This window comes from Paracoccus benzoatiresistens (assembly GCF_026913015.1).
GTDB classification, from domain to species: Bacteria; Pseudomonadota; Alphaproteobacteria; order Rhodobacterales; family Rhodobacteraceae; genus Paracoccus; species Paracoccus benzoatiresistens.
Window position 1 is genome coordinate 1 of sequence record NZ_JAPTYD010000079.1, and the last position, 12,351, is coordinate 12,351.

Genomic DNA, 12,351 nt, shown 5'->3' on the forward strand with positions numbered 1-12,351 from the left:
GGATAAACGGCTGCAGCAAGGCGCCGTTCCTTCCGGCGTGTAGCGGCCTTGGAACCGCTCGCTGCTACTGTAGGCACGATCAGCTGCTTGATAACGCCCGTTAGCCGTCCCAGCCTCACTCGGAAGATTGGCAAAGGTTGGCGCAGGAGAGCGGGGGGTGGTGAAAATGGTGCAGGCGAGACACACCGCGTGACAGGCTATGCCCGCCACCCTGGAAAATCTCTCTAAGAGGCCTCAGGGGCCCTCTAATCTCAGTCTATCCGCCGCCGGTGCTGCCGGCCAACTTGGTGCCGGTTCTGCGCATGCGGGTGCCGGCATTTCCTTATGGACCGCCAATCAATGAAGCGTCTTTGAGATGTCGCAACGTTTCTTAACCACTCTCTTTTGCCGTTGTGGGGCTGAACCTTATGCGGTCTTTCAGCCCTCACCGCGCAGTTCCCGAACTTGCGCCGAAAGGTAGACAGGCGGGGTCCTTGGCCCAGATCGTCTGATAGCCGATTTTTGATCCGTTTTGGACGCGGCCAGCATGCCGTAGACCGCGCCAACCCTTGCGGACAGGCGTTCCCGTCATAGATCTGGTCCAGCGTGACGAGGAGACAGGGCCGACAAACCCACCGCTCCGGACAGCATCTTGCAAAAATGCAGATGCCGACTGGGACGACGGGCAGAAGACACGGAGAGATCATGACTGGAGCATCCCTGCCCACGACGCTGATGAACGAAGCCATGAAAGTTGCTGGGGAAGCACTTGGAACGAGGCTGGCCTCGAAACGGGACTTCGAATTGATAGCGGTGAGCCGCGGCGCCATGGCCGAGGCAAACGATCCCGGCTTCACCGATGAGCACCGGCTGCACCGCTTCGCTCTTCACCTGCTTGTCGAGGCAGAACTCGACCGCCGCCTTACAGAGCGTCAGAAGACCCGCGAGAAGCACCTGGGGACGAGGACGCCCCAAGAACTGGCTGCTCACGAGGACGCGACACAGGAGAAGAGCAACATCCTCCCCTGGCCGAAAAAGGTCAGCCGCACGGGAAGTCTGTGACGCCGGATCGTCGTGCCCAGACCACGGCAGCTGCTCTCCGGTAGCCTGACTGGATCTGCTGCCAGGAAGCCATTGGCAAGGGCGCATGAGCGTGTCACGGTTCCGGCATAGAGACCTGAATTTCCGTCGATCTCGCGCCGACGGTCAAGGAAACAAGAGGCTCATCGGAGACACGAGGACACATCATGACTGACGAACGCACGCGACGGATCCAAGAACGAGCCCATTCGATCTGGGAACAGGAAGGCCAGCCCCATGGCCGTGATGCGCAACACTGGTCACAGGCGGAACGCGAGATCGACGCGGAAGACGATGCACGCGCATCCTCCCCGGCTGGAACGACCGCTGCGCGCCGCCATCCGGAGCGAAGGGCTGTGACGAAAGCGGCTGCGGACACATTGGGCGCGAGCGGTGGAGAAGCAATCCGGGTGGTCGCTGATGTCTCGGCGGAGGAGCCGGTAAAGACCAGAAACCGCAAGCCGAAGGCTGTGTCAGAAGATGGCACGGAGCAGCCGAAAGCGCGGCGTGGACGCTCCTCCAAGGTGGCCGCCGAAGCCTCGGCAGATGCGCCAGCAACAACCAGGGGCCGCAAACCGAAGGCTGCAGGGCAGGAGGGCGCTGAGGCACTGAAATCAGCACGAGGGCGGAAAGCAAAGGCTGTGTCCGAAGAAGGCTCAACCAGTTCGACGGCAGCCCGGGATCCTCAACCCAAAACCGCGGTCGCGGAAGAGGCTGCTGGTCACCAAGCGCAGGTGGCTCAGTATACAAAGATGTCCGAAGAGCCTACGATGGCTGCCGACGCTTCCCACACGGCTGAATAAGGTCTTCATCACGGCTATCAATGAAGATTGCTCCCGCATAATGAATTTCCGTGAAGGACAAACGCACGTCCTTCACGCGAGACCCTTGCAGTTCGGAGCAGCCGCGCTGGAAACATCCTGATGAGCAACGGGTTCGCCCATCACCGCTACAGCCCAACTGAGTTACAGCATTACTGGGACGTCATCTTAAGATTAACACCCATGCTGCCTTGCTGACGTCGGACAGCGCAGCACCACCCCTGGGACGTCATCCCCCGCTGCTCCCCAACCTCGCCGATATCCACTATTGTCTGGCCTGCAACCAAGGGCTTGCACGATTGTCCAGACCCTGCTGATGAAATGGCTTTGCCTGATAATTATATCTTGAAGGCCGCAGCAGATTGTTCTGCGTGCGACTTATGGAGGGCCCCCTATGGGGATTCGAGGCATTGCCGACAATCAGCGCAATCAACCGCACGATCCCCAATCGGAATATGGTGACCCTGGGCGCCTGATAGATCGAGCGGACGCCGACAGCTGGCAAAAGCCGGATGAGGAGGCTGGGCGTGGACGAAAATGCCGCCTGCCCGAACAAGCCTGACTCAGTTGCGGGCTTCAGCGGTTCCGGCGGGGACAGAGCCCTGCAGTTTTCCCATTAGGGAGAGTAACATGGAACTGACACATGAGCGTTGGCAGATCGAACGACGACATCTGAAGGAGGCCATCGAAGCGGCCGCACACAAAGACCCGTAGGGACGCCTTTTGGAGGCATTCAGGACTGCTCACGCGTAGCTGGGCAAGCAACCACTCAGTCCGAAGCCAGACGAGCCGCAACTGAAGTCCTAAGGACATCAGCCTGGCGAAGGCCCTTGGACGGCAGAGATCGCCGTGGCTACAGTGACCATCGGCGCGGTCCCATGAACCAGAGTTTGTCTGATCAATCATGGGAAAGGCGCTCGCTACTGGCTCGATAGACGTTTCGACCCACTCATCGGCCTATTCCACGGCAATGGCGGGCAAGGGCCTTTTGCAAGTAAAGAGTGCATGCATTCCCGCTCGCTTAAACTCGTAAGGGTCAACTCTGGCAGAGGGGATCCTCCCCTGCGCGGAAGGCCGGCGGAGCACATGCAATCGTAGACGAACGATATCCTCGGCAGCAGGATCAACCGTTGGTTCGAAACAGCGGCATGGCTTTTGCCCGCTGAAGATCGGTCCGGCGCTCCAAAGCCGGTCGTGGCGGGTCGAAAGCCCATCCGCCAGAAAGGCACAACGGCATGGTACCGCCCCTTAAATCTCCGCAGTGGTCGTGCAGGCTGTGCACACGTCATGCAAGCCTGCACGACTGCGTTCTCAGGCGACTGCAAGATCGGCAGCAGCAGCCCAGGAACCGCAGGCTGCGCGACTGTGATGGAGGAGACCCGACGTGCCCACGTCGATAAAGACAATCGTCATCTTTCTGCGCCCTGTCGAGCCATTCGGTTTCAATGAGACGCTTCCGCCGGGAGGATACGAGCTCGACACCCAAATCCCCATTCCCTTGGCCGGGATCAGACCGGATGTCTGCAAGTCTTCGGTCCTTGTGCGTCTGTACCCTCGCATGTCTCATCCGGGTCTCGACCGGACACTGACCATCCCACTTGTCGAACTGGAGCGCGCGGCCGCGAAGGACAAGCTGACGGGCCCAGCCGTGACCGGCTTATTCCTCGAGGAAATGCTTGCCGACCCGATGATCCGTCTCGTCATGAAAGCGGACGGATTTGAAGGAGAACGGGAGCGCAGCTGCGCCCTGCGGGGACCAAGAGGTCTGCGAGCGGGGGCAGCGCCCTGCCGCGGAACGCCCGGAAGCCGGCGCCCCAACCACGCCGCCGCGTACCGATGCGTCTGAGTAGGCGCCGGCAAGAGCGCACCGCAATGCGGCAAGAGTCACAGCTAGCAGCCCCGATCCGTCACGAGGTTTGGCTGGATCGCCGTCCCGAACAGGCGGGATCCGCACTGGCGACGTCGCTTGGCCCTGCCCTCCCCGCTTGGCAGCCCTTCCAGTACCCTCGCCGTCTGACGGAGAACCGCGCAGCCGTACGTGCCACCTACCTATCGATTTACAAAGAGGCTCACGGCACAAGCAGCATCACCCCTGCCGCAGAATGGCTGCTGGACAACCACCACATTGTGGACGAGACCTTTCGTCACCTGCACCGGGACCTGCAACCCAAAGCCTATAACAGCCTTCCTACGCTGCAACTCACCGGGGGCGAGCATGTCCCCCGGGTACTGGCGTTGGCCTGGACCCATGTCGCGCTGACCAACTCGGCCGTGACGCTGGTGGAGTTGAGTCAGACCGTTGTCGGCATGCAGCGTAATGTCGACCTGACCATCGGCGAAGTTTGGGCTGTTCCCTCGATGCTGCGCTTTGTGCTGCTTGAGAACCTGCGTCGCTTGTCCGATCGGATCGAGGATAGCCGCCGCAAGCGCGCTGCAGCCAACGCATTGGCCGACCGATTGTTCGAGTGTGCCGCCCCGGCCGCGGCGGCCTGCCTGGCATCCCAGAAGGCTGCGGCTCATGATACAACTTTTGCCGCGCAGCTGCTCTATCGCCTCAAGGATGGTTCTGGAACGACAGTCTTGGGCCTTGACTGGCTGGAAGCACGATTGTCGGAAGAAGGACAAACTCCGGACTCGATCATCACCGCGGAACATACGCGCCAGTCCAGCGGCAATGTCACCGTGGGCAACATCATCCGTAGCCTGCGCCTGATCGACGAGACGGATTGGCTGGAGTGGTTCGAAAGCGTCTCGGCCGTGGACCGGGAACTTCGCCGCACACCGGATTTTGCCGCGCTGGATGGCGCCACGCGCAATGCCTACCGCGAGCAGATCGAGAAGCTCGCCCGGCGGTCCACCCTTACCGAAGTGGAGATAGCGCGCGCGGCCATAGCCGCCGCGGAAGGGGCAGACCCGGGGCGTCTGCTGTTGGCCGAGGACTTGCCGGGGCTGGAGGCGCGCATTGCCTATCGTCCAACCTTTGGTGAATGCCTCCGCCGCCGCACCCGCTTCGCGGGCTGGGTCGCCTTGGCGGGTCCGGTCGCGATCCTGACCGTCCTGATTGCCGGGCTGATGATCCAGGGCTCTGACGCAACGACCTGGATCGTCGCCACCCTGTTTCTGCTGGCCCTGTTTCCTGCTTCCGAGGCCGCCCTTGCCCTTGCGCAGGTTGCCGTGGCCCGGCTGTTCCCGCCGCGACGCTTGCCAGCCTATGATTTTGCCGACGCGGTGCCTGACACAGCCCGCACGCTCGTCGTGATCCCCTATCTTCTGACTTCGCGCGACGAGATGGACGATGTTCTGCGCAACCTTGAGCTTCATTACCTGGCCAACCCTTCGGGAGCGATCGATTTTGCGCTGCTGTCGGACTGGGCCGACCACGCCTATGAGGCGCGGCCTGACGACGCCCTGCTGCTAGACCACGCCCGGAGCGGAATTGAGGATCTGGCGCTCCGTTACGCCGCGACGGGCCGCCGCTTCTACCTGCTGCATCGGCGTCGTGTGCATAACGCACGGGAAGGCGTTTGGATGGGGTGGGAGCGCAAGCGGGGAAAGCTGATGGAGTTGAACGCCCTGCTGCGAGGGGATGCCGATACCTCATTCATGGAGACCGGTCCGCGACCTCCTCTGGACGTGCGCTTCGTGTTGACGCTGGACAGCGATACGCGGCTTTTGCGCAATTCGGTTGCTGGCCTGGCCGGAAAGCTTGCACATCCCATGAACCGCCCGATATCCGACGCCACGGGCAGGGTGATATCGGGGCACGCGATCCTTCAGCCGCGGGTCACCCCATCCCTGACGTCCGGCGGCGAGGCTTCGGTCTTCCAGCGCATCTTCTCGACGAACCGAGGACTGGACCCTTACGTCTTCACCGTGTCCGACCTTTATCAAGATCTTTTTGCCGAAGGCAGCTTTACCGGCAAAGGCATGTACGACGTCGATGCCTTCATGCGCGCGACGGCAGGACGCATCCCTGATAACACTGTCCTGTCGCACGACCTGCTCGAAGGGGCGCTTGCCCGCTGCGCGTTGGTCACGGACGTACAAGTAGTAGAAGATTTTCCTGTACGCTATCATGTGGATGCCGCCCGCCAGCATCGCTGGATCCGAGGTGATTGGCAGCTCCTGCCGTTCCTGCTGAACCGAGGCAATGGGCTGGGCGGAATTGCCCGCTTCAAGATGGCGGACAACCTGCGCCGCTCGCTGCTGCCGGCGGCATGGATCGCGGGTTCGGTCGCGGGTTGGCTGGCTCTCTCGCCCGGTGCCGCCTTCCGTTGGCAAGTTCTGCTGATCCTGATGCTGTTTAGCGGATCAGTGATGAGCTTTTGTTCTGGCCTGATACCCGTCCATCCCTCGGTTTCGCTCCGCCACCATCTCCGGGTGCTGCTATCGGAAGGCAGGGTGCTTCTGTCGGCCGCGGTGCTGCGCCTGTCCTTCATGCCTCACCAGGTGGCTCTGGCGCTGGATGCCATCGGCCGAACCCTGCATCGCATGTGGGTGAGCCACCAGCACATGCTGGAATGGCGCAGCAGCTCGGACGTAGCGGCCAGCGGAGCGGGCAGCCGGACCGGGTATCTGCGGCACATGGCCATCGCTCCCGTCATGGGGATTACGGCACTGCTGCTGGTCGCGTGGATCAACCCCGCGAATCTGCTCCTTGCAGCACCGTTCGCGCTGATGTGGCTGATCGCCCCGCCACTGGCCTGGGAAACAAGCCGCACGCTGGAAACCGAAGACCGGCTGAGCATCACTTCCGCGGATGCCGCAGCCCTGCGCCGCACCGCCCGCATGACCTGGCGTTTCTTCGAGGAATTCGTCGGCCCCGACACACACCACCTGCCCCCCGACAACTATCAAGATGTGCCCGAGCCGAAATTGGCCCAGCGGACGTCGCCCTCCAATATCGGCCTGTATCTGCTGGCAACACTTTCGGCCCGTGACTTTGGCTGGATCGGTCTGACCGAAACCCTGGACCGCATCGAGGCCACCTTGTCGACGCTGGAACGGATGGAAAAGCTGAATGGGCATCTGTTCAATTGGTATGATACACGCGACCTGTCAGTGCTGTCGCCACGCTATGTATCGTCGGTCGACAGCGGCAACCTTGCAGGGCATCTGGTGACGCTCGCCTCTGGGTTAAGGGACTGGACGCATGGCGCCATCGTCCATGTGCCCACCCACCCGCAAGGGGTCGGCGACGTGCTGAACATCCTTGTTGACCAGCTTGAGACAATTCCCGACGACCGCCGGGCCCTGCGCCCGTTGCGTCACCGCCTGCTGGATCGTATCGAGGGTTTCTCCCAAAGCTACGTCACGATCCTGGCTGAACCGCACCTCTCTGTCGGGCGCGGCTTGAACCTGACGGAGATCGCGGCCGATATCCGCCAGTTCGCGGAGGCTTATGTAGCCAAAGCCGACGCTGACGGAAGCGACCTGCTGTGGTGGGTTGATGCACTGCATCGCACCTGCGAAGCCTCGATTAGGCCGCCCGCAAATGCCCCGGAGGTGCAGGAGCGCGTGGCCGCCCTAGCCGAACGCGCCCGGGCGCTTGCGTTCGGGATGGACTTCGGCTTCCTGATGAACCCGCAGCGGCGACTTTTGTCGATCGGCTACCGTGCCGAGTCCGAGCAACTGGACGAAAGCTGCTACGATCTTCTGGCGTCCGAGGCGCGGCTGGCAAGCCTATTCGCCATCGCCAAAGGCGATGTCCCGCACGAGCATTGGTTTCGCCTGGGTCGGCCCATGGCCGCCTTGGGGGCACGCGGGGCCTTGTTGTCTTGGTCCGGCTCGATGTTCGAATACCTGATGCCGCCCTTGGTGATGCACGAACGGCATGGCAGCCTGCTCTTGCAGGGCTGCGTGGCAGCGGTGGATGCCCAGGTCGCGCAGGGGCGCGCGCGGGGCGTGCCTTGGGGGGTTTCGGAAAGCGCCTTCAACGCCCGGGACCGCGAGATGAACTATCAGTATTATGCCTTCGGCGCCCCGGCACTTGCACTGAAGCGGTTGGCGACAGAGGATCTGGTTGTCGCCCCCTATGCCACTGCGCTCGCCAGCCAGATCCGGCCGCATGCGGCCGTCGTCAACTTCGAGCGATTGCAACGGATCGGCGCCCTGGGACGGCATGGCTTCTTTGACGCCGTCGACTTCACCCCGGCCCGACTGCATGACGAAGCCGACTTGGCGGTTGTCTGCACCGTCATGGCCCACCACCAAGCCATGAGCATTGTCGCGATCGCCAATGCGGTGCTGGACGGTATTCACCGCGACCGCTTCCACGGTGATCCGGTGATCCGGGCGGCAGAACTGCTGCTGCAGGAAAAAGCCCCGCGCCAGATCGTTCCCATCACCCGCCCGACGCCCGGCCACGGCCTTGCGGGCAGCGACACAGAACTTGCCCCAGCCACGCAGACGGTTGTGGATGACCCAGCCCATGCGCCGCGCGCAATCGGGCTCATGGCGAACGGACGCTACAGCCGAATGGTCACGGCGACCGGCACCGGGTGGTCACGACTGAACGACGTCGCCGTCACCCGCTGGCGTCCCGATGCTGCCGTGGACCGCGACGGTCTGTTCCTGTTCCTGCGCGACGCCCAGACGCAAGACTGGTGGTCGGCCACAGCCGCACCGAAAGCGGCACCTTCCGAGGAAACGCACGCCATCTTTTCCGGTCACAAGGCGGAATTCTTCAAAACTGCCCACGGGATCGAGAGCCATCTCGAGATGATTGTTGCCTGCGAGGCGCAGGCCGAGGGGATGCGCCTGACGCTTCGCAACCGCACGTCCCGCCCACGCGTGATCGAAGTGACCTCCTATGGCGAGATCGTGCTGGACAGGCAGCAGGCGGACTTGGCGCATCCAGCCTTTTCCAAGATGTTCGTGCGCACGGCGATCCAGCGCGACGGCAGCGCAATCACTGCCCATCGTAATGCCCGGGGGCGGGAACCCGGCCTGCATCTGGCGCATCTGGCGACCGGCGGCACGCCCCTGGGCGCAGAAACTGACCGCCGCGCCTTCATCGGCAGGGGGCACGACATCACCCGCCCCGCCGCGATGGAGCCGGACGCACGGCTGGCCGGCGAGCAAGGCTTTACGCTGGATCCGATCTTTGCCCTGCGTCGCCGCGTCCGCCTTGCGCCCGGAAAAGCAGCAAGACTGACCTTCTGGACGATCGTCACGGAGGATGAGGCATCCCTTGACGCCGCGCTGACCCATTACGGCGAGGGCAATGCCTATGATCATGAAAGCCGGCTGGCCTGGACACTGTCGCAGGTGCAGCTCCGCCACCTGGACAGCTCCCTTGACGAGGCGGCGATGTTTCGGGCCTATGCCGCGCACCTTATCTGGCCCGACAGCCGCATGATCCAGCGGCGTTCCGATCTTCGCAACGCAGTGGGTCCCCAGTCTGGCCTTTGGGGTCTTGGCATCTCGGGGGATGCGCCGATCCTGATGCTGCGGATCGATACCGAAAGTGACCTGCCCATCGTCCGAACAGCGCTACGAATGCAGGACTATTTCCGCCACCATGGTATTCACGCTGATCTCGTGATCCTGAACGACCGGGCGTCAAGTTATATCCAGGATCTGCAGAACGCGCTATCGGCGTTGTGCGACACCTTCCTGCGCGCGCATCTCGATCCTGCTGCACGCCATGTTGTTCTCCTACGAAAGGACCAGGTGGACGGCGCCCAGTTGCAGGCGCTGCTCGCAGTGGCGCGGGTTGTCCTGCATAGTCGCAACGGCCCCCTGGCCGAACAGCTGGCCCGGGGACAGGCCACGGCGGCGCCCCTGCAGAGCCGGCGACCTCGGCTCGTTCCAGCCGCATACGCCGCGCCGCGCGAGATGCCGGAATTTCCTGCAGAGGATTTGCGTCACTTCAACGGCTACGGCGGGTTCTCATCGGATGGGCGCGAGTATGTCATTCGCTTGCGGCATGGCGAATTCACGCCCCAGCCGTGGATCAATGTGATCGCGCGCGACGACTTCGGCTTCCATGTGTCGGCCGAGGGTGCCGGCTTTACATGGGCTGTGAACTCCCGCGACTACCAGATCACCCCGTGGTCGAACGATGCAGTCGAGAACCGCCCGGGCGAAGCGATCTTGCTCCGCTGCCGCCGAACTGGCCGCGTCATGTCGCCCTTTGCGGCGCTGTGCCCCGATCCGGGCGCGATTCATGAGGCACGGCACGGACTGGGTTACAGCCGCTTCAGGTCGTGGAGCGACTGGATCAACACGGACGCCGTTCAGACGCTGGCGGCAGGTCAACCCGCCAAGCTGACCCGTCTGCGGGTGACGAACCGGGGAAAGGAGCGGCTGGATCTTGATTGTCTTGCCTATGCTGAGCTGGTGCTCGGCAAGGACCGTGGTCAAACTGCGCCCGTGATCCGCGCGCAGGCCGTCGCCAATGCGATCATCGCTCGTAATGCTTGGTCGGTGGAATTTCCGGGACGCACTGCGGGCCTTGCCTGCAACAGGCCGGTGACGGGATGGCTTGCCTCGCGAGCCACAGTGCTCGGTGCGGGCGATGTGCATTACCCTGACGCCTTGATCGGCGCGTGGCCCACCAACTCGACCGACACCGACGGCGATCCCTGTCTGGCGCTGCGAACCCACCTCACTGTCCAGCCCGGCGAGACGGCCGAGTTGGTCATCGCCCTTGCCGATGCGCCCGAGGCCCAGTTGCGCGGCATCCTGGATGCCGTCACCAGCGAGGGCGAGATGGCACGGGCGCTGGAACACACCGCGATGGAGTGGAACGGGTTTCTGGAGACGCTCCAGGTGCGGACCCCTGACCCCAAGCTGGACCTGATGGTCAATACCTGGTTGCCCTATCAGGCGCTGACCTGCCGAATCCGGGCGCGCTCGGCCTTCTATCAGGCCTCTGGCGCCTTCGGGTTCCGCGACCAGTTGCAGGACACGTCTGCGTTGATCTTGCACGACCCGGACCTGTGCCGGCGCCAGATCCTCAGCGCCGCCGCGCGCCAGTTTCCAGAGGGTGATGTGCTGCACTGGTGGTTGCCGTCGAGCGGCGCGGGTGTGCGCTCCACCATCTCGGACGATGTAATCTGGCTGGCCCATGCCACCGAACGTTATGTCCGCCTGACCGGCGACCGCTCTGTCATGGATGAGGCAGTGCCGTTCATCACCGGACCTGTACTGGAGCCGGGCCAGCACGACAACTTCTTGATGCCCGAGCGGTCTGACGAGGCCGCGCCACTTTATGACCACTGTGCCCGCGCTTTGGATCTGGCGGTAACAAGGACGGGAACGCACGGGCTGCCGCTTATCCTCGGCGGTGACTGGAACGACGGTATGAACCGGGTAGGAGAGGAAGGGCGCGGCGAGAGCGTCTGGCTTGGCTGGTTTCTATGCGCCACGATCGACGCCTTTGCCCCCTGGCCGAGGCACGCGGCGACAACGAACGTGCCGCTGCCTGGCGTGCGCATCGTCGCGCGGTGACCGAGGCGCTCGATGGTCCGGGTTGGGACGGCGCATGGTATCGGCGCGGCTATTTTGACGACGGCAGCCCACTGGGCTCGTCAGCATCAGACGAATGCCAAATCGACTCCATAGTGCAGAGCTGGGCGGCAATCTCGGGCGTGGGGCGCCCGGACAGGATCGGCCCGGCGGTAGATGCCGCCCTGGGCTGGCTGTGGAACGACGGCACCGGTACAATGAAGCTCTTCACACCCCCGTTCGAACATACCGACAAGGATCCAGGCTACATCAAGGCTTATCCCCCGGGCGTGCGTGAGAATGGCGGCCAATATACCCATGCTGCGTGCTGGATGGTCTATGCCTTGGGCAGAATGAGCCGTGGCGCCGACGCTCACCAGCTGTTCGACCTGCTGAACCCAATCTCGCACTCCGAGACACGGGGCGCTGCTGACCGCTATCGCGTCGAGCCCTATGTCGTGGCCGCCGACGTCTATGCAGAAGGTTCCAAAGCCGGCCGCGGTGGCTGGACCTGGTACACGGGCTCCGCCGGATGGCTTTACCGCGCGGCGGTGGAAGGTATCCTCGGCATCGTGCCCGAGGGCGGCAACCGGCTGCGGATCGAGCCGGCATTGCCTCCGGACTGGCGGGGCTTCAGTGCCACCCTTAGAGTTGCTGGCCGCATGCGCCAGATCGAGGTTACACTGAATGGGGTCACCTTGGACGGAAAAGGGCCAGGGACGGATGGCAGCTTTTCACTTGAGGGCCTTGATGAGGCCTTCAGGTGACGGGCTATAGCCAGGTTTCCCTGCTCTCTAGATGTCGCATCCCGCCTGACTGCAGACCCGCTTCTTGAAGCGTTCGGGCCTTCGACGTTGCAAGTCCTTGAGGGCGTCGATGGGCGCTCATGATGTGACCGCCCCCCCCGACGGGGCTGTGTCCCATGTGGTGGTGTAGGAGGCCGCGCGGAGCCTTTGGCGTAGCGCGAGCCGCGCGGCCGTAGGTAACGCTGGCGGTCATCGCCGATCTTCGGAGTAGG

The 12,351-nt window shown here is 63.2% G+C and carries 4 protein-coding genes; all 4 read left to right on the plus strand.

Going from position 1 to position 12,351, the window contains the following annotated elements:
• Positions 1 to 684: 684 nt before the first annotated feature.
• The 4 genes from OU682_RS21965 to OU682_RS21980 all read left to right on the plus strand — a co-directional run bounded on the left by OU682_RS21965 (position 685) and on the right by OU682_RS21980 (position 12,100).
• Positions 685 to 1,041 carry a hypothetical protein gene (locus tag OU682_RS21965; RefSeq protein ID WP_268944335.1) on the plus strand — a complete coding sequence of 119 codons (357 nt, stop codon included), beginning with the start codon at positions 685 to 687 and terminating at the stop codon, positions 1,039 to 1,041.
• Positions 1,042 to 1,226: 185 nt separating this feature from the next.
• Positions 1,227 to 1,862 carry a DUF2934 domain-containing protein gene (locus OU682_RS21970; RefSeq protein ID WP_268944336.1) on the plus strand — a complete coding sequence of 212 codons (636 nt, stop codon included), beginning with the start codon at positions 1,227 to 1,229 and terminating at the stop codon, positions 1,860 to 1,862.
• 1,890 nt (positions 1,863 to 3,752) lie between these two features.
• Positions 3,753 to 11,336 carry a GH36-type glycosyl hydrolase domain-containing protein gene (locus OU682_RS21975; RefSeq protein ID WP_268944337.1) on the plus strand — a complete coding sequence of 2,528 codons (7,584 nt, stop codon included), beginning with the start codon at positions 3,753 to 3,755 and terminating at the stop codon, positions 11,334 to 11,336.
• Positions 11,333 to 12,100 (plus strand): GH36-type glycosyl hydrolase domain-containing protein, encoded by a 768-nt coding sequence (locus OU682_RS21980; RefSeq protein ID WP_268944338.1) that lies wholly within the window; start codon positions 11,333 to 11,335, stop codon positions 12,098 to 12,100. Before OU682_RS21975 ends, OU682_RS21980 begins: the two co-directional genes overlap by 4 nt.
• The last annotated feature ends 251 nt before the right edge of the window (positions 12,101 to 12,351 follow it).

Excerpts from the sequence above, each read along its gene's own strand:
- OU682_RS21965 (WP_268944335.1), top strand. The coding sequence starts at position 685 with ATGACTGGAGCATCCCTGCCCACGACGCTGATGAACGAAGCCATGAAA.
- OU682_RS21970 (WP_268944336.1), top strand. The coding sequence starts at position 1,227 with ATGACTGACGAACGCACGCGACGGATCCAAGAACGAGCCCATTCGATC.
- OU682_RS21975 (WP_268944337.1), top strand. The coding sequence starts at position 3,753 with ATGCGGCAAGAGTCACAGCTAGCAGCCCCGATCCGTCACGAGGTTTGG.